This window comes from Streptosporangium sp. NPDC020072, from assembly GCF_040631445.1.
Taxonomy (GTDB): Bacteria; Actinomycetota; Actinomycetes; order Streptosporangiales; family Streptosporangiaceae; genus Streptosporangium.
The window spans coordinates 491,041-514,010 of the sequence record NZ_JBEYAB010000006.1; the positions used below are offsets into that span (position 1 = coordinate 491,041).

14 protein-coding genes are annotated in these 22,970 nt (G+C 70.6%); 7 read left to right on the forward strand and 7 right to left on the reverse strand.

All coding sequences use genetic code 11. The features are described from left to right. Positions 1 to 124: 124 nt before the first annotated feature. The gene (locus ABZ470_RS17345) at positions 125 to 9,616 is read right to left on the reverse strand and encodes an amino acid adenylation domain-containing protein (RefSeq protein WP_362912092.1); all 9,492 of its coding nucleotides are present in this window, start codon (positions 9,614 to 9,616) and stop codon (positions 125 to 127) included. Between the two features lie 29 nt (positions 9,617 to 9,645). Continuing rightward, the gene (gene gntD / locus ABZ470_RS17350) at positions 9,646 to 10,674 is read right to left on the reverse strand and encodes a guanitoxin biosynthesis L-enduracididine beta-hydroxylase GntD (protein ID WP_362912094.1); all 1,029 of its coding nucleotides are present in this window, start codon (positions 10,672 to 10,674) and stop codon (positions 9,646 to 9,648) included. A 334-nt stretch (positions 10,675 to 11,008) separates the two neighbouring features. Between gntD and ABZ470_RS17355 the strand changes: the two genes are divergently transcribed. Next, a complete protein-coding gene (locus ABZ470_RS17355; RefSeq protein WP_352016302.1) occupies positions 11,009 to 12,031 on the forward strand; it encodes a hypothetical protein in 1,023 nt (340 codons plus the stop codon). Here ABZ470_RS17355 and ABZ470_RS17360 read toward each other — a convergent pair. The 3 genes from ABZ470_RS17360 to ABZ470_RS17370 are packed head-to-tail and all read right to left on the reverse strand — an operon-like array spanning position 11,997 to position 14,091. Next, a complete protein-coding gene (locus ABZ470_RS17360; protein WP_362912097.1) occupies positions 11,997 to 12,941 on the reverse strand; it encodes a TauD/TfdA family dioxygenase in 945 nt (314 codons plus the stop codon). The two genes, ABZ470_RS17355 and ABZ470_RS17360, sit on opposite strands and share 35 nt — an antisense overlap. Positions 12,942 to 12,944: 3 nt before the next feature. Then, on the reverse strand, positions 12,945 to 13,169 hold the full coding sequence (locus tag ABZ470_RS17365) for an MbtH family protein (protein WP_352016300.1): 225 nt from the start codon (positions 13,167 to 13,169) through the stop codon (positions 12,945 to 12,947). Between the two features lie 22 nt (positions 13,170 to 13,191). Further along, positions 13,192 to 14,091 (reverse strand): winged helix-turn-helix domain-containing protein, encoded by a 900-nt coding sequence (locus ABZ470_RS17370; RefSeq protein ID WP_352016299.1) that lies wholly within the window; start codon positions 14,089 to 14,091, stop codon positions 13,192 to 13,194. Between the two features lie 469 nt (positions 14,092 to 14,560). Here ABZ470_RS17370 and ABZ470_RS17375 point away from each other — a divergent pair, with 469 nt between their 5' ends. Further along, positions 14,561 to 14,722, forward strand: a complete 162-nt coding sequence (locus tag ABZ470_RS17375; protein ID WP_362912099.1) for a tryptophan 7-halogenase — start codon at positions 14,561 to 14,563, stop codon at positions 14,720 to 14,722. 288 nt (positions 14,723 to 15,010) lie between these two features. Here the strand turns inward: ABZ470_RS17375 and ABZ470_RS17380 are convergent, their stop codons facing one another. Next, a complete protein-coding gene (locus ABZ470_RS17380) occupies positions 15,011 to 16,507 on the reverse strand; it encodes a glycosyltransferase family 39 protein (RefSeq protein ID WP_362912101.1) in 1,497 nt (498 codons plus the stop codon). A 263-nt stretch (positions 16,508 to 16,770) separates the two neighbouring features. On the opposite strand from ABZ470_RS17380, the gene mppP reads away from it, so the two are divergent. Genes mppP through mppR form a run of 3 tightly spaced genes read left to right on the forward strand, consistent with a single transcriptional unit; the run spans position 16,771 to position 19,987 of the window. After that, complete coding sequence (gene mppP / locus ABZ470_RS17385) at positions 16,771 to 17,853, forward strand: enduracididine biosynthesis enzyme MppP (RefSeq protein ID WP_362912103.1); 1,083 nt, start codon at positions 16,771 to 16,773, stop codon at positions 17,851 to 17,853. Further along, the gene (locus ABZ470_RS17390) at positions 17,850 to 19,166 is read left to right on the forward strand and encodes an aminotransferase class I/II-fold pyridoxal phosphate-dependent enzyme (RefSeq protein WP_362912105.1); all 1,317 of its coding nucleotides are present in this window, start codon (positions 17,850 to 17,852) and stop codon (positions 19,164 to 19,166) included. Before mppP ends, ABZ470_RS17390 begins: the two co-directional genes overlap by 4 nt. Continuing rightward, positions 19,163 to 19,987, forward strand: a complete 825-nt coding sequence (gene mppR, locus ABZ470_RS17395) for an enduracididine biosynthesis enzyme MppR (protein ID WP_362912107.1) — start codon at positions 19,163 to 19,165, stop codon at positions 19,985 to 19,987. Before ABZ470_RS17390 ends, mppR begins: the two co-directional genes overlap by 4 nt. A 181-nt stretch (positions 19,988 to 20,168) precedes the next feature. Here the strand turns inward: mppR and ABZ470_RS17400 are convergent, their stop codons facing one another. Continuing rightward, positions 20,169 to 20,921, reverse strand: coding sequence for an NYN domain-containing protein (locus ABZ470_RS17400; RefSeq protein WP_352016293.1), 753 nt, complete (start codon positions 20,919 to 20,921; stop codon positions 20,169 to 20,171). 671 nt (positions 20,922 to 21,592) lie between these two features. Here ABZ470_RS17400 and ABZ470_RS17405 point away from each other — a divergent pair. After that, complete coding sequence (locus tag ABZ470_RS17405; RefSeq protein WP_362912109.1) at positions 21,593 to 21,979, forward strand: hypothetical protein; 387 nt, start codon at positions 21,593 to 21,595, stop codon at positions 21,977 to 21,979. Further along, a complete protein-coding gene (locus ABZ470_RS17410; RefSeq protein ID WP_362912111.1) occupies positions 21,976 to 22,791 on the forward strand; it encodes a DUF6544 family protein in 816 nt (271 codons plus the stop codon). Before ABZ470_RS17405 ends, ABZ470_RS17410 begins: the two co-directional genes overlap by 4 nt. The last annotated feature ends 179 nt before the right edge of the window (positions 22,792 to 22,970 follow it).

Below are 22,970 nucleotides of genomic sequence, written 5' to 3' on the forward strand. Positions count from 1 at the left end.
GTCGAATTCTTGAGGCGGTGACGCGAGGACATCGTCGGGCGATCGGAGCCGCCGCGCCCCTACGACGCCAAGAGGCGCCGCAGGAACGTCAACAGGCAGGTACGGCGGCGCAGGGGTGAGTCGTTCACGACTCGCGCGCCGCCGCTTCGAGCTGGTCCAGGATCCTGTCCTGGACCAGCTCGGACAGCTCGGCCACGGTCGGCGCCACGAACACGTCGGCCGGGGACAAACTCACCCCGAAGGCCGGGCGCATCCGCGACGTCACCCGCAGACTTGAGATGGAGTCACCGCCGAGCATGAAGAAGTCATCGTGCGCGCCGATCTCGTCCAGGCCGAGCACCTGCTCCCAGATGCGGCACAGCGCCTCCTCCGTGGGGTTGCGCGGCGCGACGTGCTCGCCCGCGCGCTCGGGCTCGCGCGGCGACTCGGGCAGCGCGCCGCGGTCGACCTTGCCGTTGCGGTTGAGCGGCAGCCGCTCCAGGAACACGAACGCCGACGGCACCATGTACGCAGGCAGCCGCGCGCCCAGCTCCTTCGCCAGCTCCTCACCCCGCGGCCTCTGCCCGGCCGCGGGCACCACGTACGCGACCAGCGTCTTGCGCCCGCCCGAGCCCTCCCTGGCCACGACCACGGCCTCGGCCACACCAGGACGGTCGAGCAGCGCGGACTCGATCTCGCCCGGCTCGATGCGGAAACCCCGGATCTTCACCTGGTCGTCCACCCGGCCGAGGAAGTGCAGGTCGCCGTCCGCCGTCCACCTGACCCGGTCGCCCGTGCGGTACATGCGCTCGCCGGGCGGCCCGTACGGGTCGGCCACGAAGCGCTCGGCCGTCAGCCCGGCCCTGCCGAAGTACCCTCTGGCCAGACCGCTGCCCGCGAGGTAGAGCTCGCCCGGCGCGCCGACGGGCACGGGCGACAGGTTGTGGTCGAGCACGTAGGCACGGATGTTGTCCACCGGCCGTCCGACGGGAGCCAGCCCCGCCCGCGCCAGCTCGGGCGTCAGCTCTCCGGTGAGGGCGAACGTCGTCGTCTCCGTCGGCCCGTACCCGTTGTGCACCCGCGTGCCCGGGCAGTGGGCCGTGACCCGCGACACCGCCGAGGGCGCGACCGCGTCGCCGCCCGCCAGCACCTCACGCATCCCGGCGAAGCACTCCGGCGACTCCTCGGCGAACAGCTTGAACAGCGCGGCCGTGACGAACGTCGCCGTCACGCCGTGCTCGGCCACCAGCGACCGCAGCCCTTGCGCGTCCAGCTCACCCGTGGCCACCACGACCTGGCCGCCGGTCAGCAGCGGCGCCCACATCTCGTACGTGGCCGCGTCGAAGGCGTGCGGAGAATGGAACAGCACACGCTCGTGCCCGGACCGCCACCGACTGTCCCAGGCCAGGCTGACGACGCCCCTGTGGGTGATCGCGACGCCCTTGGGCTCGCCGGTCGAGCCTGAGGTGTACATCACGTACGCGAGCTGGTCGGGCGGTGTGCTCGCCGGGATCGGGCCGTCGGCGGCGGGCTCGTCGCCGATCCGGACGACGGGCACGCCGAGCTCACCCGCCCTGTCCGCCATCGCGGAATCGGTGAGCACGGCCGCCGAGCGGGTGTCGTTCAGGATCCAGCGCAGGCGGTCCGGCGGGAAGCCGGGGTGCAGCGGCACGTACGCGGCGCCCGCCTTGAGCACCGCCAGCGTCGAGACGATCGCGTCAGCCGTACGCGCCTGCAGTATCGCCACCCGCGACCCCGGCCGCACCCCCACCCCGGACAGGACACGGGCCAGCTCGTCCGATCGGCGGTCGAGCCCGGCGTAGGTGATGGGGTCGCCGTCCCCCCGCAGCGCCACCGCGTCCGGCATGGCACGCGCCCGCTCGGAGAACAGCTCGTGCACCGCGCGCCCGGGGTAGTCGCGTGCCGTGTCGTTCCACTCGGCCAGCGTCCGCCGTCGTTCGCCGGGGTCGAGCGCGGTCAGCGTCCCCACCTGAGCCCCCGCCCGGGCCCCCGCCTGGGCCGCCATCTGGGTCAGCAGGGCCTTCAGACCTTCGCCCAGCCGCCGCACGGTCGCCTCGTCGAACAGCGCCTGGTCGTAGAGCAGCACGAACTCCAGTTCGTCGCCCGGGTAGACGACGAGGCTGAGCGGGTAGCCGTTCGCCTCGGCGGCGTCCACGCCGCTCAGCCGTGCCTCCCGCGCCTCGATCGGGTAGTTCTCGAACACGATCGTGCTGTCGAACAGCGAGGTGCCCGGCGGCAGCCCGGTCCACGACCTGATCCGCGCCGGCGAGACCGCCTCGTGCCCGCGCGCCCGCGCCTGAGCCTGCTGCAACTCGCTCAGCCAGGACAGCAACGGCCGCGCGCCGTCCACGAGCACGCGCACCGGCAGGGTCTGGATGAAGATGCCGATCATGGACTCGGCTCCGGCCAGCTCTTCCGGCCGGCCCGACGTCGTGGCGCCGAAGCACACCTCCCGCTCGCCGCCGTGCTGCGACAGCAGGATGGACCACGCGCCCTGCACGAGCGTGTTGAGCGTCAGCCCGCCCTCACCCGCAAACGCGGCCAGCCGCCGGGTGACCTCGGACGGCAGGCCGGTACGCAGGCGCTCGGCCGCCTTCGGCCGATACCGCGGCGCGGGGACCCGGTCGTAGGGGAGCGGCGTCGGCGCGGTGAACCCGGCCAGGGCCGCGCGCCAATGCTCCTCGTCCGCCGCCGGATCCCTGGACAGAAGCCACTCGACGTAGTCGCCGAACGGGCGTCGCGGCTCGGGCCGCCAGGTGACGCCTTCGCGCAGCGCGGTATGGGCCGACAGCACGTCGGGCAGCAGCCGGTGCACGCTCCAGCCGTCCAGCAGCACGTGGTGCAGGGTCCACACGACGTGGACGCGGGTGTCCGACACGCGGATGAGCGCCAGCCTGCACAGCGGCGGCTCGGCGAAGTCGAGCGGCTCGGCCCTGTCGGCGGCCAGCAGTGCGGCCAGCCGGGCCCGCCGCTCCTCCGCCGGCAGAGCCCGCCAGTCATGGTGCGTGACCGGCAGCCCGGCCTGGTGGCGCACGATCTGTACAGGAGTGTCGAGACCTTCCCACGCCAGGCCCGTGCGCAGGATCGGCGTATGGTCCACCACCGCCTGCCAGGCCATGGCCAGTGCCTCGGGGTCGTCCACGTCGTCGACGTCCATCTCGAACTGCGCCAGGTAGAGGTCGTCGCCGGAGGCCAGGCAGTCGTACAGCATGCCGTTCTGGGTGGGCGTGAGCGGGTAGACGGCGGCGATGGCGCGGCCCGTACCCGCCAGCCGGTCGACGGCCGCCTGGTCCAGGCGCGCCAGCGGGTAGTCCGACGGGGTACGGCCGCCCGCGTCGGGTTCGGCGCAGTGGCGTACGAGGCGGGTGACGTTCGCGGCGAAATCGGCCGCCAGCCGCTCGACGGTGGCATCGTCGTGCAGGTTTGACGAGTACTCCCACGTCAGTTCGAGCCGTCCGTCGCGGATCGCGCCGATCACGTCGATCGCGTGTGGCCGGTTGTCGCCCGGGTCCTGGAACAGGCCGATCGGCTCGACCTCACGGTAGAGCCCGCCGCCCGTCGGCGGGTCGAAGCGGCCCAGGTAGTTGAAGCAGATCCCGGGACGGCAGTCCGGCACGATGCCGCGCAGGTAACGCAGCACGCCGTAGCCGAGCCCGCGCTTCGGCACGGCCCGTACCTGCTCCTTCACGGCCTTGATCAGCTCACTCCAGCCAGCGTCCCGGATCGTCAGCGCCAGCGGGAAGTACGTGGTGAACCAGCCGGTCGTACGCGACAGGTCGACGTCGGGGATGATCTCCTCCCGGCCGTGGCCCTCCATGCCGAGCACGAGATCCCCGTGTCCTGTCCAGTCGGTGACCGTGCGGGCCAGCGCGGCGAGCAGCACCTCGATGATCTCCGTGTGGTAGACGTCGGGGACGTCGCGCAGCAGCGCCCGGGTGACGTCCTCGTCGAGCGCGGCCGTCACCTGCCGTCCCGAGGCCACGGTGTCGGCGCCCGCACGGTCCAGGGGGATCGCCGTCGTGCGCGCGGCGACGTCCGCCCAGTGGGGCCTCTCGTCGTCGAACGCGCCGGTCTCCGCGTGGGCGGCCAGCGCCCTGCTCCACCGCGCGAACGACGTGCCGCGCGGGCCGAGATCGATCGGCTCGCCCCGGACCGCCTGGCCGTAGGCGGTGTTCAGGTCATCGAGCAGCACGCGCCAGGACACGCCGTCCACGACGAGGTGGTGCGCGCTCAACAGCAACCGAGGCCGCCCGGCCCCGGTGAACAGAACGGCCACCATCGCGGGGCCGTTCTCGACGTCGACGCTCCGGTGCGCGGCCTCGATCTCGCAGGCGAGGGTGTCGCCGCCGACCGTTACCCGCCGAAGGCGTCCGGTGTCCTCCACGGTCCGCTGCGTTCCTGCCCGAAGCCTGGTACGCAGTGCCGCGTGATGCTCGACCAGGGCGCGCACCGCGGATTCGAGCGCGTCGGCGTCCACGTTCTCGTCCAGTTCGGCGGTCACGTACTGCTGGAACACGCCGGGCACGGTGAACCGGTCGTACAGGAAGTGCTGGATCGGGGTGAGCGGCGCGGTCACGTCGCCCGGCTCCTCCTCCACACGCTCGGCGGCCCGCTGTACGTGTGGGGCGAGCGCCTCGACCGTCTGCCACCGGAACAGGTCACGCGAGGTGAACCGCAGACCGGCGGCGCGTGCCTTCGACACCGTCTGGATGGCGAGGATGGAGTCGCCGCCCAGCGCGAAGAACGAGTCCCGCGCGCCCACTCGCTCGACGTCCAGCACCTCGCGCCAGACCCTGGCCAGTTCCCGTTGCGCCGGGCCCTCCGGCGGCACGTACGTGCCTGCCCGCTCCGGCGCGCCGGGGTCGGGCAACGCGGCCCGGTCCACCTTGCCGCGCACGGTCAGCGGGAACGCGGGCAACACCATGATCGTGGCGGGCACCATGCTGCCGGGCAGGAGAGTGGCGGCGAAGCGCCGCAGCCCTTCCGGGTCGGGCTCGCCCCGGCCCGACGGGATGACGTAGGCCGTCAGCCGGTCGCGCCCGCGGTTCGGCAGCACGACCGCGCCGCCCACCGACGGGGACCGTTGCAGCACGGCCTCGATCTCGCCCGGCTCCATGCGGATGCCACGGATCTTCACCTGGTCGTCGGTGCGGCCCAGGTATTCGAGCTCGCCGCCGGGCAGCCGCCGGACCAGGTCGCCGGTACGGTACATGCGCCCGCCCTCGGGCCCGAAGGGGTCGGCCACGAACCGTTCCGCGGTCAGGTCGGCCCGGTTCAGGTACCCCCTGGCCAGGCCGGGACCGGCCACGTACAGCTCGCCCGGCACGCCTACGGGCACGGGGTTGGCGTAGGCGTCGAGCACGTACCCGGCGCTGCCCGTCACCGGCACGCCGATCGGGGGAAGCCCGTCGCCATCGGGGCCGACCTCGCCTGCCGTGGCCACCACCGTCGTCTCCGTCGGGCCGTAGTTGTTGACCAGGCGGAACGGCAGGCCGGGCCGTGGGCGGCGGCGCAGAACGTCCCCGCCGGTCAGCACCGTACGCAGGCTCGTACGCTCGATCTGCGGCACGTCGATCACGGTCTCCAGCCGAGGCGTCGGCAGGAAGCAGATCGTCGTGCCCGCGGCGGCGAACCACTCCACCAGTGCGTCGGGATCGTCGAGCGTGTCCCGGTCCGGGAAGGCCACTCGCGCGCCCGCGCACAGGTACGGCCAGACCTCCCACACCGCCGCGTCGAATCCCGGCGAGGCCACCTGTGAGGCCCGGTCCTGCGGTCCCACCTCGAAGGCCGCCACATGCCACGTGCACAGGTCCGACAGCCCTCGATGATCGATCATGACCCCCTTGGGACGTCCCGACGAGCCGGACGTGTAGATCACGTACGCCAGGTCGTCAGGTGTCACGCTCGGGATGACGCCGCCGGTGGACTCCCCGCCGTCGCCGGGGTGGACCACCCGGACGCCCGCACGGGCCACGTCGGACAGCACGAACGGCGCCCTCGTGTCGGCCATCACGTAGGCCAGCCGGTCGCGTGGCGTGCCAGGGTCGAGCGGTACGTACGCCGCTCCCGCCTTGAGCACGGCCAGCACCGACGTCACCATCGCCGCACCCGGTTCCATGCACACCACCACGGGCACGCCGCGTGTGACGCCCAGCGAGCCCAGGTGGCCCGCGAGCCTGCCGGCGCGCTCGTTCAGCTCGGCGTAGGTGAGCCGGCCGCCCCGCCACTCCACCGCCACCGCGTCCGGCGTGCGCCGTGCCCACTCCTCGAACCGAACGTGCACGGGACGCCGGTCGCCCGGCGCACCGGTCACCGGCCCGCCGGTCGCGCCACCGCTCAGCGGCAGACGGGTCATCGGCAGCCCGGGAGCGCCCGTCACGGACTCCAGCAGCGAGACCAGATGCCGGGCCAGGCGCTCGGCCGTCGCGGGCTCGAACAGGTCCGTGCTGTACTCGATCATCGCGTCCAGCCCGCCGTCGCCCTCGCCCTCCCGCTCGGCGAACTCCAGCGTGAGATCGAAGATCGACGATACGTGCGGCAGCTCGTGCCGTTCGGTACGCACGCCGCCGAAGTTCGGCACCTTGGGCGGGGCGTTCTGCAGCGCCACCATCGCCTGAACCAGCGGCGTCCTGCTCGGGTCCCGGTCCTCGCCCAACTCGCTCACCAGCCGCTCGAACGGCACATCCCGGTTGTCGAACGCGTTCAGCACGTTCTCGCGTACCTCGCCGAGCAGCGCGGCGAACGTGGCGTGCTCGTCCACGGTCGAGCGCAGCACCAGCGTGTTGATGAAGCAACCGATCAGCGGATCGAACTCGGGCAGGTCGCGGCCCGACACCGGGGTGCCGACCGCCACGTCCTTCTGTCCCGCGTAGCGGGAGAGCAGGAGCTGACAGGCCGCCACCAGCGCCATGAACAACGTCGCGTCGTTGCGTGCCGCCACCCGTTCCAGCGCGGCCACCAGCTCGGCGGGCACGGTGAAGCGGTACGCCGACCCCGCCCACGAGCGGACGGCCGGTCTGGGGCGGTCCGCCGGCAGGTCGAGCGGGGTGATCCCGTCGAGCCGTTCGCGCCAGTAGGCGAGCCGGCTCTCCAACCGCTCGTCGGTCCAGCGGTCGCGCTGCCAGGCGGCGTAGTCCGCGTACCGGATCGGCAACGGCGGCAGCTCGGCGCGCCGTCCGTGCCTGGCGGCGTCGTACAGCAGGCCGAGTTCGTCGGCCAGAATCCGCATCGACAGGGCGTCGATCACGCTGTGGTGCAGGCTCAGCATCAGCAGGTGGTCGTCGGCCGCCTTGCGCAGCAGCGTCATGCGCAGCACCGGCCCGGCGGCCAGGTCGAACGGCCGGGTCGTCTCCCGCAGGAGCAGCCGCTTGAGTTCTTCCTCCCCGAGCCCCGACACGTCGGTGACCGAGAGCGGCACCTCGACGTCGTCCGGGGGCCGTACGACCTGGACCGGTTCGCCCCGCACGGACCGGATGACCGTGCGCAGGGGCTCGTGCCTGGCGATGAGCTCGCCCAGCGCCGTACGCAGCGCCTCGACGTCGAACGGGCCGCGCAGCCGGTAACCGAACCGGACGTTGTACTCGACGCTCTCGGGGTCGTGCTCGTGGAAGAACCAGAACCGCCGCTGCGCGAAGGAGAGCGGCGCCGGGTCTCCGGACGGAAGCGGCACGATGACGTCGGACCCGCCAGGGGAGGGCCGGTTCGGGGAGGGTGCTTCGTCCGGCTTGGACCCGTCAGGTCGCGCCGTGGGACGCTCCGTGTCCAGAGGTCCGCCTGAGCGGGACGGTTCGGTGGCGCTCGTGGAGAGGGAGGCGGCCAGGGCCTCGACGGTTCGTTTGCGGAAGACGGAGAGGGCGGGCTGGTCCGTGCCCAGCGCCTCGCGGATACGCCGGACGAGGCGGAAGGCCAGCAGCGAGTTGCCGCCGAGCGTGAAGAAGTCGTCGTTCACGCCCACCCGGTCCAGCCCCAGCATCTCGGCCCACAGCTCGGCGATCACCCGCTCCTCGTGGGTGCGCGGCGCCGTGTAGCCGGTGTCCGCGCCGTCCTCCCGGCTGGGCGCGGGCAGCGCGGCCCGGTCCACCTTGCCGCTGGCGGCCAGCGGGAGCCGTTCCAGGGAGACGAACACGGAAGGGATCATGTACTCGGGAAGCGTGCGCGCGAGGAACCCGCGCAGGTGCTCGGGCGACGGGCCCGGCTCGTGGACCGGGACCACGTACGCCAGCAGGCGCTCGTCCGCCGCCGTCACCGCGGCGGCGGCCACTCCCGGATGGCCGCACAGCGCGGCCTCGACCTCGCCCGGCTCGATCCGATGCCCGCGGATCTTGATCTGGTCGTCGGCACGGCCGAGGTATTCGAGGTCGCCGGTCGGCAGGAGGCGGGCCAGGTCGCCGGTACGGTACATGCGCTCGCCCGGCGGCCCGTAGGGGTCGGCGACGAAGCGCTCGGCCGTGGCGTCGGGGCGGCCGTGGTAGCCGCGGGCCACGCCGGAGCCGGCGACGTACAGCTCGCCCTGTTCGCCCTCGCCCACGGGGCTCAGGTCGGGGCCGAGGAGGTGGACGCGGACGCCGCGCATCGGGCGGCCGATCGGCACCGGGCCGCCGGGGGAGCGGTCGCCGGGGGCGAGGCGGAAGGCCACGCAGCCGACCGTGGTCTCCGTGGGGCCGTACTCGTTGATCACCGCTGTTGCGGGACACGCGGCCCGCAGGCGTTCGAGTGCCTCGCCGTACAGGGCCTCGCCGCCGATCACCAGGTCTTCCGTGGGCGACCGGTCGGCGGGCATCTCGTCGAGCAGGGGCAGATGGCTTGGCGTGATCTTCAGGAACGTCGGCCGGGCCGACGCGGTGTCGAGCGGGGCGACATGGACGCGTCCGCCCGCCGCGAGCGGCCCCCACAGCGTCGTCACCGACAGGTCGAACGACACCGACGAGTGCAGTGTGGCGGTTCCCGCCAGGCTCGGGTAGTCGCGCAGGCAGCAGGCCAGGTACGCCGCGAGCTGCCGCCGCTCGACCAGCACGCCCTTCGGCCGGCCGGTGGACCCGGAGGTGTAGATCGCGTACGCCAGGTTCTCCCGCCGGGCGGGCCGTACGAGCGCGCGGTGTTCGTCCGGCTCCAGCCCCGGGGCGTCGTCGGCGCACAACACCTGGGCGGCGGTGACGGGCAACCGTTCACGCAGGTGGCGCTGGGTGACGATGACGGGGGCACCGGAGTCGCCGACGACGAGGGAGAGACGGCCTGCCGGGAGGTCAGGGTCGAGCGGCAGGTACGCGGCCCCCGCCTTCAACACCCCGAGCAGGGAGACGACGAGGTCGGGGCCGCGTTCCGCGTACACGGCGACCAGCGTGTCGGCGCCCGCGCCGAGCGCGCGCAGGCGGCGGGCGAGTCGATCGGCCAGCGCGTCGAGCTCACCGTAACTGAGTGATCCGTGGCCCGGTGGCCCGTCGCCGTACCGCCCGTTGCCGTCCGGTCCGCTACCGGGGGGCGGCGCGACGGATACGGCCGTCCGCCCGGGGTCGCGCCGCACCCATCCGGCGAACAGATCGAGCAGGTCGGCCGGGTTCGCCGGGTCGGGGTGGACGGCGGGGGAGTTCTCGCGGGCGGGCGCCGTCGGGTTGTCCATGTCCGGGACTCCTAGCTCGATCCGGGTGGTCAGTAGATGACGCGGGAACGCGCGTCCAGCCGGAACTCACGAGACTTACGCAGGTCCCTGGCGACGTTCAGGCGGCGCAGCCATCGGTCGGTTCCGTCGAACCTGGCGCGGAACGGCTTGCGCCCGTGCACGGCCTTGAAATTGTCGATGATGCAGATGTCGCCAGGCTGGAGAACGACTCCTGTCATGGCTGCCTCGACGGCGGAGACGAGCGCGGCGAGTGCTTTCTCATCAGCCTCGTCCTGTGTTCCTGCCATATACGAGGGATCGGCGCGAAGATAGGGGTCGTCGGGCGCGCCGAAAAGCACGGGGCCGGGCTCGGGATCGTTCAGCGCGCTCTCGACGCGTCGGTAACCGCGTTCCCGCAGGGCAGCGGTCCTGGGGTCGTCGTCGTGTGCTGTGACGCGATTGGCCGGGCGGTGCGAATCGTCGGGAAGAATGCGAAAGCGAGGCTCACGGAGCAAGGTTTCCGTGGCTTCGTCGAAGCGCAGGTCACCGACGTCGGCATATGTCGTTTCCACACGATCGTGATTGCGCAGGCACATGAGCCCGAGATAGTCGGTGCGAAGTGGATGGAAAGCGTCCTCAGTGTGCCAGACGAGCGTTTCCTCGCTGCTCCACCCGATCTGCTCGTACTCGAATCCCTTGATCGGGAAAACGTCGTGCATAATGCGCCCGCCCTGTTGCGTGGCCCACGCGATCGGATCCCCGAGCAGGCTCGCCACCAGGAAGAACGCTATGTCCAGTACCAGCGTGGATGACGGTTCCGGCTGGTTGCGCCAGTCGGGTGGGGTCGGGCCGATTGCGTCGTCGTCGACGGGGAGACCGGACAGCACGAGGATTCCCGAAGGTTCGGAGAGCCGGAAATCGTACAGTGCCGCCCGCAGTCGGCGCGGTAACTCATCGACATGGGTACGGCTCACGTCCTGGAATTCCGCTGATTCCACGCTCGGGTGCCGCAGGGCCAGTTCGCTCGCCAGATCGAGGATCGCGGCCGCCTCGTCCGGGCGTAGCTCGAATGTTGACACAAGTCACTCCCTTCGCTGACAACGGTCGTGGTTGCTCAGCACATCTCGTGGTCAAGAATCAAGGATGTGGTCGCGCTGTTCAATGTGTTTGAGCCAGGGGTGAAACAGCGCAGTCACCGTGACGTGTGATAGCGTGACTCAAAGGAATTGCATGCGCGAGCCCATTGCACGAGCGCGTGCCGGTCGGCTGCGGGACCTTTGCGCGATACGGCTGATTTCCGGTCCGGCGGCTCAGGTGAAAAATTCGTCGTCGGCGCCGCCCGCGGCGTCCGCGTCATGGAAAAGGCCCAGGAAAAGGTACTGATGATCTCACCGCCATGAAGGAGGTCCATCGGTGCGCCGATCAGGATTGGCCCGTGTCACCAGTGCGGCGACCCATCTTCAGGTCTTCGCCATCGCGGGCATCAGCGCGGTGCTGCTCATCCGCACCTATCTGGCGAGCACCGGCTACCCGCGGCTCGGCGGCGGCGACCTGCACGTCGCGCACGTGCTGTGGGGCGGCCTGCTGATGGCGACCGGGCTGGTCGTCACCCTCACCTTCCTCGGCCAGGGGGCGCGCATGGGGGCGGCGCTGCTCGGCGGGGCGGGGTTCGGCACGTTCGCCGATGAGGTGGGCAAGTTCGTGACCACGAGCAACGACTACTTCTACCGGCCCGCCGCGGGGATCATCTATGTGACGTTCGCGGCGCTGGTGATGCTGGCCCAGTGGCTCAAGGCCCGCACCGCCTACACCGGCACCGAGCGCACGGCGAACGCCATGAACACCGCCCTCGCCGGCACGATCTCCGGGCTGACGGCGGAGCAGCGGCGCAACGCGATCCGCCTGGTGCAGGACTCCGGCGATCCGCTGGACGCCGCCACCGTCCGCCTGCTCGGCATGGTGCCGCCCAAGGAGGCGGTGGGCCGCGTGCGGTTGTGGGCGAGCGGCGCGGTGGCCTGGTTGGAACGGCTGATCCGCCACCCCGCGATGGTCGTGGTCGCGGTGGCCTACCTCGTCGTACGCGCACCGCTCCCACTCGTGGGCCTGGTACTGGAGAACTCCTACGACCGCCCCACCCTCATGGGCGAGCCCGAGCGGGGAGCGGTGATCGGGCTGGCCACCTCCGCCGCGGTCACAGTGGTGCTGTGCCTGGTCGGGGCCGCCATGCTGGGATTCTCGCGGCACGACCGCCTGACCGCCTTCCAGATCCTCAACCTGGCGATCCTGGCCGACATCCTGTTCGGCCAGGTGTTCGCATTCATCGTGAACCAGTTCTCCGCGGTGCCGGGCCTGCTCGCCGACCTGCTGGTCCTGCTGGTGATCTCCGCCAGGATCAGGCAGCTCAGGTACCAGGAGCCGGAGAACCGGCCAGGCTAGACGATGGCTCGGCCATGGCCACCGCGATCCTCCGCCTCCCCGCGTAGGGCTCGCGCCCGTGCGAGGTCAGCATGTTGTCGATGACCAGCAGGTCGTCCGGTTCGTAGTCGAAACGGCGGGACGCGGCCCGGTAGCACTTGCGCAGATGATCCATGATCTCGTCGGGGATGGGGCCGCCGTCACCGTAGTAGGTGTTGCTCGGCAGCCTCTCCTCGCCGCACACCTCAAGCAGCCCCTCGCGTACGCTCTCCGGCAACGTCGTGACGTGGAAGAACGTCGCGTGGTTGAACCAGACGGGCTCGCCCGTCACCGGATGCCGGTGCACGGCGTCGCGTACGGCGCTGGTGCGCAACGCGCCGCCGTCGAGCCACTCCGCCCGCACACCGTTGCGCCTGCAGTACGCGGTCACCTCGTCGCGGTCGCAGGTGTTGAACGCCTCCCGCCACGGCATGCCGAAGTCGTCGTCATAGTTGCGCACCACCATCCAGCCGCGCCGCTCGAACTCCTCGCGCACCGAGGGGTCGAGCGATGCGTACACCTCACGGGTGGAGGCCAGCGGTGTCGCGCCCAGCGAGGCGGGTGGCTGGAGGCAGTGGAAGAACAACACCATGGGCCACACGGCCTGGTAGGAGTTCTCGTTGTGGAGGAAGATCTCCTCGTCGGGCGGATAGTCGGTCGAGGTGTAGACGTTGCCCTTGATCACGCTGCGGGGTGACGATCTCTCCGTGTAGGCCAGAGGCGTTCCCGACATCGCGCGTACGGCCTCGTCGAAGCCCTCGACGCCACCGACGTCGAACCCGCGGAACAGCAGCGCTCCGTTCACCAGCAGGTTGTCGCGGATCTCCCGCACGTTCCGCGTGATCCACGCGGAGACCGGCTCGCCCGCGCCCTGGACGATCAGCGGTAGCATGATCTATTTCTGCGCCGGGTCGTTCATCGCGGCGACGAGGCTGTTCGGCCGCATGTCGATCCAGTTGGAATTGACGTAGTCGAGCGCGCTTTGCCGGTCGGTGTCGCTCAGTACGACGTTCCAGCCGCTGGGCACGTCGGCGAAGGACGGCCAGAGCGAGTGCTGGCCCTCGTCGTTGACGAGCACGTGGTAGGTGCCGTCCGGGTTCTCGAAGGGATTGTTGCTCACTGTTCCTCCTCGCGGGGGGGTTTCAGCTGCGTTGGAAGCTCGCGGGGTTTTGCAGTTGCGCCGGGAGGCGAGGCCAGTCGCCGCGCAGCAGCGCCACACCCAGGGACGTGAGGGTGTGCAGGGCCGTGTTGCGGTTGCGCGCGGTGGTGATGAGTCCCGCCTTGCGCAGCACCGCGGCGTGTTTGCTCGCGCCGGCCAGCGAGATGCCGAGCCGTTCGGAGAGCACGCCGGTGGTGCAACTGTTGGTGAGCGCCTGCATGGCCGCCGCCCTGGTGTGCCCGACCAGCGCGCCGAGCGCTTCGTCGGCGGTCATGGGCTCGGCGACGAGTTCGGTCAGCACACCGGGAGTCCACGGGACCGACACGACCAGGGCCGGCAGGCCGGTCTCCTGTTCCCTGTCCAGGAACAGGCAGTGCTTGACCTGGAGGAAGAACGACGGGCTCAGCAGCAGGCCACGCCCGTCGAGATGCACGTCCCTGTCGGTGTCGTGCGGCACCTCCAGCACCGGGGGGTTCCACATGAGCTTGGGGTGCAGGGTGTCGAGCAGGCACTCCACACCGTTGGTGATGGTGATGCGCCCGAACGTCTCGCGTTCCAGTTCCAGGTAACCGCGTACCCGGCCCCAGTAGGGCAGGACCGCGGCCTGGCAGAACGCGAGCACCGCCGAGATCGCCTGGCTGTCGGACCGGGTGTGTGTCACCACGTCGAGCAGTTCCTCGACCGGGCGGCGTTCTCTGGCCAGCCGTTCCACGTGAGCGGCCTCGCCGTTCATGCGTTCGCGCACTCCCTTGCGCCATTCGCCGGGCACGGCACCGCCGCGCCCGAACAGGTCGAGAGCGAAGACGCTCTCGGTCACCGGGCCGAGCGTCGCCGCCATGCGCAGCCGCGCCAAGTCCTCGACCGTGAAATGAATCCGCAGCACGGCGGCTCCCATTTCTCAGCAGATTTTGGCCATGATGGTGGGGCGCTGCCGTACGCGATGCTGCAGGACGCGCGCGAGCTGCGGAAATAGCACGCACAACGACCGCGGGACGCGCGTTTGTTTGGACAGCTCCCGGCCGTTGCCGAGGTCGCCGGGTAGCGAAGCCCCCTGTCATGCCCAAGCTAACTCAGCGTCCGTTGAAGAGTCAATTGCGGTTGGGTTCAGAATCGAATCACCATCCAACTGAGCCGATACAGCCGCCATGAGCCGCGCGACATGGCCGGCGTACGGCAGCTCACCGTCTGTGCCCGCAGGCGTGAAGACCCGTCTGACCGCCCTATTTAGCTACCGCGTCAATGAGCTGGAATCCCCGCGGCGCATCATGCACCCTTGAAAAGGGCGCCTCGCCAATCGCTGTTTCCTGTTTTCTCGGCGCTCACTTATCTTACGCACGGACAAGGGCAGCAGAATGGTCAGAAAAGTCGTCATCGCCGGGGGCGGCACGTCGGGCCGGATGACCGCGTCATATCTCGCGGTGGCCTCCGGCGACCGCGACGGCGTCACCCTCGTCGAAACGAGGCATGTCCCGGCCATTGGCCACGTCGTCCACCCGCCGTCGAGTCCTTCTTGATGATCACGGCCCTGACCGGCCCGTCCTGCGCGCTCGGCCGGCGGTCCGCCGGGATATCCCGTACGAACCCGGAGCTCGTCCCGCATGACGGAGGCCCGCGATGACCGATCTCCCCTTGGCGCAAGCGTTCTCGACGGCGCCACTCGCGGCCGGCACCCACCGGTCCCGCGCGCTGATGCCCGGCTTCCCCGGTGGCGTGGCCATCCTCGCGGCGCCGCACGGCCCGCGTGCCTGCTCGTCCCGCTCGTCCTGTTCGTCCCGGCGAAGGGCCGAGCCGTCATGACCCGGTCAGAACGTCCCCGTCCACCGCAGCCCGTCCCACATCGAGGACCACGGCCTGCGGGGCCCGACGCACACCAGCAGTTCCTTGCCCTCCTCGAAGTGCGGGACGTCGAACGTCAGCCGCCCGCGCACCTCGCACCGCTCGAACAGCGCCGAGAACGCCGCCCGGTCCACGCCCACCGCGATGACGACGTCCTTGGCGTCCGCCGGACGGCCGAAGCCGGCGTAGGAGTTGTGGCCGCTGTAGACCGGCGGCAGCCCGTACGCCGGACCGTACCGGTCGAGCGCCCCGGCCTCGCCGTAGTTCTGCGCGTACACGACGGCACGCCGCCGCTCGGATTCGGGCAGCGCCCGGTGGACGGCGGCGACCTGCGCGGCCAGGCTCGGCCAGCCGGTCTGGCCGAACTGCTCCTCACCGAGCGCGGCGAGCACGGGGTTGGCCGCGTACGTGGAGACGGGGAGGACCGGCAGCACCATCAGCGCGGCGAGCACCCCGTTGACCACCGCGGCGACGCCCAGCCACAGGCGGCGGGCGGGCGTCGCCGCGCGCACGCACCCGGCGGTCAGCAGCACCGACAGCAGGCCCTCGGTGTAGCGGGGTTCGGCCCCGAGCAGCATCAGCACCGGCACCATGACCAGGTAGGCCACCGCGACCAGCCGGTACGACCGCCACTCCGCCCGCCGCAGCAGCGCCACCAGCCCGGCGACCCAGACCGGCGCCAGGAACGGCCCGATCATCAGCACCTGCCCCACCAGGAAGTCGACCACGCCGCTGTCGCCGGAGGTGAGCACGCCGGCCATGGTGAGCTGCGGCCAGCCGTTCACCGCCTGCCACACCAGCCCTGGAGCCCCGATGAGCAGCGCGAGCGCGGCGCCGCCCGCCGCCCAGCGGCTCAGCAGGATCCGCCTCGGCCCGGCGATCAGCAGCCCGGCCGCCAGCCCGACGGCGAGCAGTACCACCAGGTACTTGGCCAGCAGCCCGACCCCGGCCACGGCACCCGCCGCGAGCCAGAGCCGCTGGTCGCCGGTACGGATGATCCTGATCACCAGCCAGCAGGCCGTGACCCACACCAGGTGGTCGACGGCGGTGGGATGCAGGACGTGCCCGGCCGCGAGTGTGGCCAGCGACGCGGCCGCCGCGCAGGCGGCCAGCACCTGCCCCCGGCGTCCCGCCCCGAGTTCCCTGGCGGTCAGCCCCGCGACGAACACCGCCACACCGCCCAGTACGGCGGGCACGACGCGGATCGCGGTCAGCGAGTCACCGAACAGCGCGATCTGCGCCCAGGAGAGCAGCGGGACGAGCAGCGGCTGGTCGGCGTAACCCCAGGCGAGATGCTCTCCCGCCACCCGGAAATAGAGTTCGTCGACGTAATAGCCGGGCCCTCCGGCGTACGCCAGCAAAAGCACGGCGACGGCGCCGGAAACGATCCCGGTCCAGACCTTCGCCGATCTCGGCGAAGCGGCCTCTTTTTTCGCCGCCACAGCGGCTGTCGCGGTGTCCATCGCCATCGTCCTTCCGTGCCGTCCGAAGGAGTATCCGCTGGCGGCAGACTCTCACCGCCCAAGAGAAACGGCAACGTAATTGACTCCTGAACGAAAAACGCAGACCGTCGGGCGCGGCATCGGAGCAAACAAAGTCGTCCGCATATTCCGCGTCTCGTGAAAGTTGTCGGCACACCCACTGTGAGGTGAAAGTCATGCAGGAAATCCAGGCGACGGCGTCCCTCCCCGACACCGCCACCAGAAATCTCACTGAATTCGAATTCATGGCGTTGAACAGTCGGCTGAACATGGCCGACGGCCATGCGAGGCAGGCGCTCACCCCCGGCCAGGCCCGTATCATCGACGACCTGCCGAACCTCTTCGCCAAGACCGCGGCCAGTCCTCCGGAGGTGGTGGAGCTGGACGCCTGCCGCGCATACCTGGGCCTGCTCGGCCAGCACAGTCACCCGGGCGGCGACGGCCGCGTGCTGGCCTGTTATTCCTCCTCCGTGGCCATGGAGATCTTCGCCAGGGCAATGGTCAGGGAGGGCGGCCCCGTCGCGCTGATCCACCCGACCTTCGACAACATCCCCGACATCCTTCGCGGCGTGGGACTGCGGCTCGTCCCGCTGGAGGAGGACCGCCTGCACGAGGGCGACCTGGATCACGACCTGCTGAACTCCGTACGTTGCGTCTTCGTCACCACCCCCAACAACCCGACAGGACGCGTGCTGACAGAGGAACGGTTACGCGCGCTCGCCGCGCAGTGCGCCCGGCATAACGTGGTGCTGGCGCTCGACACGTCCTTCCGCGGCTTCGACCCGCGCGGCCACTACGACCACTACCGGGTGCTGGAGGACAGCGGGTGCCGCTGGGTCGTCATCGAGGACACCGGCAAACTGTGGCCCACGCTCGAACTGAAGATCGGCTGGCTGGTGTTCTCCGCCGAGCTGGGCCTGCCCATCCCGAAGATCTACTCCGACATCCTGCTCGGCGCGTCGCCGCTGGTCCTGGCCCTGGTGCAGCGCTTCGCCGAGGACGCCGCCGACGGCGGCCTCGCCGATCTGCACCGCTTCATCGCGGGCAACCGCGCCCACGTACGGCAGGAGCTCTCCCACCTGCCCGGCGTCGGCTTCCCCGACCTCGACAGCCGGGCCAGTGTCGAACGCGTGCACGTCGGCGACCGCTCCGCTCTGGACGTGTGGTCCGCGCTGAGCGACCAGAACGTGTACGTCCTGCCCTGCCAGAAGTTCCACTGGGCCAACCCCGCCGAGGGCGACAGCATGCTGAGGATAGCCCTCGCCCGCTCCGCAGGCCCGCTCAGCGAGGCCACACGCGCGCTGCGCCACGTACTCGCCGCCACATGACGCCTTACGTACAGGTCGCCGGCCCGCTCTCCCACACACGGCAGTGGTGGGAAGGGGTCGTCCAGTCGGTCGCCCCGCCCCATGTGATCGACCTCGGCCCCGGTTATCTCGACCCCGGCCTGCTTCCGGCCGACCTGCTCGCCGCGTCGTACGCAGGCTCCCTGGCGGCCTACGGCTCCGCGGCGCTGGCCTACGGCGACGACCGCGGAGCTCTCCCGCTGCGCACCCGGCTCGCCGCCCGCGTACGTGAGCGGGACGGCGTGCCGTGCGATCCCGCGAACGTCCTGGTCACGGCCGGAACCTCGCACGCGCTCCACCTGATCGCCACCACCCTGGCCGCCCCCGGCGACGTCGTCCTGGTGGACGAGTCCTGCTACGACCTGGGGCGGCTCATCCTCGCCGACTGCGGGCTGCGCGCATACGAGGTCGCCGGGGACGAGTACGGGATGAGCCCGTACGCCCTAGCCGCCGCCCTCGCGGAGACCCGCGGGCGCGTCGCCTTCGCCTACCTCAACCCCACCTTCCACAACCCGACCGGCCTGGTCGTCCCCCTGGAACGCCGCCACGCGCTCCTGGATGTGGCTCGGAACCACCAAACCCTGATCGTCGAGGACGACGCCTACGCCGACCTCCTCCTGAACCAGGCCCTGGGCATGGAGCCGGGGCCCGATTCCGATGTCCAGGACACGCCGCCTCCGATGGCGAGCCTCGCCCGGCACCGGGGGGTGATCCGGCTGCTCACCTTCTCCAAGAGCCTCGCCCCCGGCCTCCGCCTCGGCTGGCTGGTCGCCGCTCCCGAGCTCGTGGACCGGCTCGCCGGGCACGGCGTGTTCAGGAGCGGCGGCTGCCCGAACCACACCGCCTCGCTCGCCGTCGCGACCCTCATGGAAGAAGGGCACTACGACCGCCATCTCACCTGGCTGCGTGACCGGCTCCGCGAGCGCCGCGACACCCTGGTGGACGCGCTCACCGCCCATCTGAACGACGCCTTCCTGCTGGACCGCCCGGCAGGAGGCTTCTTCGTGTGGCTGCGCTCGCACCACCCCGAACACGCCTTGATGACCGCCGCGGAACAGGCGGACGTGTACGTGGCCGCAGGCTCCCGCTTCGGCCCCGGGCGACGCCCAGCACGGCGCCCGGACGGCCACAACGGCGACCGGAGCCCCGGCGATCTCGGCCACGACGGCGGCAACCCCGTGTCCGCCGTACGACTCGCCTACAGCTTCAACGACCCCGGCCGGCTGGCCCGCGCCGTCGAGCGCCTGGCCGGTGTCTGGAACGTCATCCCCGGCAAGAGAGGACCAGGACGATGACCACCTCACTCCCCGCCCCGCCCGCCCTGCGGACAGGAGAGCCGCACGGATACACGCTCCCGCTGTCGCCCTCCGGCCGTTCCTCCATGATCACAAAGCCCCCATGGCACTTCTCCGGAGACGTGATCATGGTCGACTACCGTGTGGACCCGGACGCGGCGGCGGGCTTCCTCCCGCCGGAATTGACGCTGGGCCCGGATCCAGGCGCGGCGGCCGCGGTGTTCGCCGAGTGGCAGTGGTGCTCGGACGACGGCGCGGAACTGGCCGACCCTGGCCGATGCGGCTTCACCGAGTTCCTGATCCTCATAGCCTGCGCCTACCGGGGCCGCAGGCTGGCACGCTGCCCGTACGCGTGGGTCGACAAGGCGGTGCCGCTCGTACGCGGGTGGATCCAGGGCATGCCGAAGCAGTTCGGCGAGGTCCACCAGATCCGGCCGGTACGAGTGGGGCGCGCAGGACCAAGGCTCGCGCCCGGTGGGCGGTTCGACGCCACGCTGTCCTCCGACGGCAGGCGGGTCGCCGAGGCGAGCGTGACAGTGGAGTCGACGGCCGCGGAACCGCCGCTCCTGCACACCGTCCCACTGGTGCACACCAGGTTCTTCCCCGCGTGGCTCCCGTCGGAGGAGCCGCTGTCACAGCTCGTCGTGTCGGAGGTGAGCGGTGTGGAGTTCTCCGAGCTGTGGACGGGCCGGGCCACACTGAGCTTCCCCGACGTCGCCTCCTCCGACCTCGCCGCCCTGGCGCCGGTCGAGGTGGGCAACGGCTACGTGTTCTCGTACGCCGAGACGCTTCACCATGGCAAGCCATTGGAAACCGCGTAGACCGTGACGCACGAAAGGCAGGACGCCCATCGATTGCAGACAATCAACCCGCTGAGTTGATCTCTTGTGGGAAGGCACCGCCGCTGAGGGCGTAAGCGGTGAGGCCTGACGCCGAGTAGGGGCGTTTCCGAGTGGGTGTGATGGTGTGACCGCGACCATTCAGCGGCGTCCGTTGCGCCGTCTACAGGGCATCGGTCCGGGCCTTGTCGCGAGCGTAGACAACCGCGGTCTTTCCACCGCCGGGCATGCGACGCTCCACCTGGAACGCGTCCGTGGCGGCGAACAGGTCGCTGAACTTGGGATAGCCGTAGTTGCGGGGGTCGAAGTCAGGGCGTTGCTTGGTGACGATGTGGCCGACACTCGCAAGGTTCGCCCAGCCCTCGTCGTCGGAGGCGGCCTCCACGGCACGGCGTAGCAGGTTGATCAGGTCGGCGTCATCGGACAGGCCCCTCGGCGGGGCCGACGAGACGGGCCTGGCCCGGGCACCGGGGCGCAGGTTCTCGATGTAGATGAACTTGTCGCAGGCCGCGACGAACGGCTTGGACGTCTTGCGTTCCCCGAACCCGTACACGGTCAGCCCGGACTCGCGGATACGGGCGGCCAGACGGGTGAAGTCACTGTCGGAGGAAACGATGCAGAACCCGTCGAAGCGGCCCGTGTACAGCAGGTCCATCGCATCGATGACCATCGCGGCGTCGGTGGCGTTCTTGCCGGTGGTGTAGGCGAACTGCTGCATGGGCTGGATCGACTGGGCGAGCAGCCGATCCTTCCAGCCCTTGAGACGCGGATCCGTCCAATCGCCGTAGGCACGCTTGACGTGGGCGGTCCCGTACCTGGCGACCTCAGCCAGCAGCTCCTCGATCACCGTGGGCGTGGCGTTGTCCGCATCGATCAGGACCGCCAGCTTCGCGGTGACCCCTCCGGGGTTTTCCATGGTCACAAGTACTTCTCCAGATCAGCGAACAGAGGACGGGAACAAAGCGACGCAGCGTCCTGGGCAGGCAACGCGCCTGCTTCCCCGCTCAGGCGCAGCGCGAACAATGCGATGGAGCGTCGAGCGGCTCACCGGTACTCCTTGACGAGCTCTGCCTCGAACATCTCACCGTCAATGGAGCGATGGCGGGCGGAGCACCGCGCCGACAACGGGAGTTTAGGCTGCTTGCCCTGCCCTCGGCCACGCCTCGACTGGCCGGAGCTTGACCGCCCAGGTGACAGGTATGCCAGGTAGAGCGGGTCGATTCCGCCTGGCCGGCCAACCGCTCACGGGTCAGGCCCAGGTCCTCACGCCTTCTGCTCATCCGGCGACCCAGGTCGCCCGGGGTCGTCACGTGTTCGGCCATCGAGATCCTCCCGGTGAGAGGGGGAGCGGTTTCCGCTCCTGCGGACCGCTCGCCGTCTCCTCTATCCCACCGGCGGAAGGGGGAACGGCGGGAGCCGGAAGTCCCAGACGGTCAGGCCCTTCGGCCGCTGCGCGAAACGCCACCGCACGATCAGATGGAAGCGAGAACCAAGGAGGAGGACATGCCAGCACATTTAGTGGCAGGTGCGGACGACTCATCTCCTCGCGGGCCGCGGTCGCGTGGGCTGCCGACAACGCGGCGCGGCGTGCGCACGTGGCTGCGTATCGGAGGAGGAGCCGTCCTGTTCGTCCACGGTGTCATCCACATCGCCGGGTTCCTGCTGCTGTGGAGGGTCACCGAGGTGGGCGAGCTTACCTACGGGCGAATGGTGCCGGATCCCGGAACGGCCGGAGGCCGGCTGGTGGGGGTGGTGTGGCTCGGCGCGGCCGCGCTGTTCTGCTGCGCCGCCGTACTGCTGGCGGTGGGGCGTCCTGCCTGGGCGCCTACCGTGCTCGCGGCCACGGCCCTGTCGCTGCCGATCCTGCTGGCCGATCTCTCCCAGACCGGCGCGGGCGTCGTCGTGGACGTGGTCGTCCTTACGGGAACACTGTTGGCCTTCCTGCTTGTGAGGCGTGACGGGGAGACGGCATGAACAGAACGCAGCGGTCACACCTCGAAGCGGCACTCCTGACACGGCTGCCCGCCCCTGCGGCTTTCACCGCGGCCGAGGTCGCGGAACTACCCGCGCCGGTACGCAGGCACCTCGTGGGTGCCATCACGCCGGGCACTCCTCTGGCGATGGCCGTCCGCCTGCGCATGCGGGGCAGCATCAAGATCGGAAGGTGGCTGCCGTTCCGGGCCCGTCAGGTACTCGCCCCGCACCGGGGTTTCGTGTGGACGGCGCGCGTCGCCGCCCTCATCACCGGCTCGGACCACTACGCCGAAGGACACGGCGGCATGGACTGGACTGTGGCCGGTCTGGTTCCCCTGGTCCACGCCGAGGGAGGCGATGTGTCCCGTTCGGCCGCGCAGCGGGCGGGGGCGGAGGCGTGCTGGGTGCCGACGGCGCTGCTGCCCCGTTTCGGGGCGACATGGTGGGCCGACGACGACATGCACATCGGCGTCAGCCACTCCGTCGACGGTGAGACGGTCCGGACCTGCTACGAACTCACCGCCGACGGCCGGATCCGGTCGTTCGTCTTCGACCGGTGGGGAGACCCGGACAACACCGGATCCTGGGGATGGCACCCCTTCGGAGGCGAGATCACGGCCTGGGCCACCTTCGGCGGTGTCACCGTCCCCAGCGCGGGAAGAGTGGGATGGTTCTTCGGCACCGGCCGCTGGGCCGAAGGGGAGTTCTTCCGGTACCGGATCACCGATCTCGCTCCGATCACGCCGGAGCGTCGTGGAACAAGCGACCGGGTTGACGGGCCGCCCGAGCGGGCCGAGAAGGACCGGTCCTGAACCGGGAGCGTGGACCGCGTTCGTGGGGCGGTCCGCACAGGGTTCCGGCGACGCCTGGGAGAGCACCAGCAGGGAAACCGGGCCCGTCCGGCAACGCACGGTGCTCAGGGGCCGAAGGTCCCGATCGTCGGTGTCCTTCGCCTCACGCTCCGGACGAAGCCATGATGATCTGCTGGACG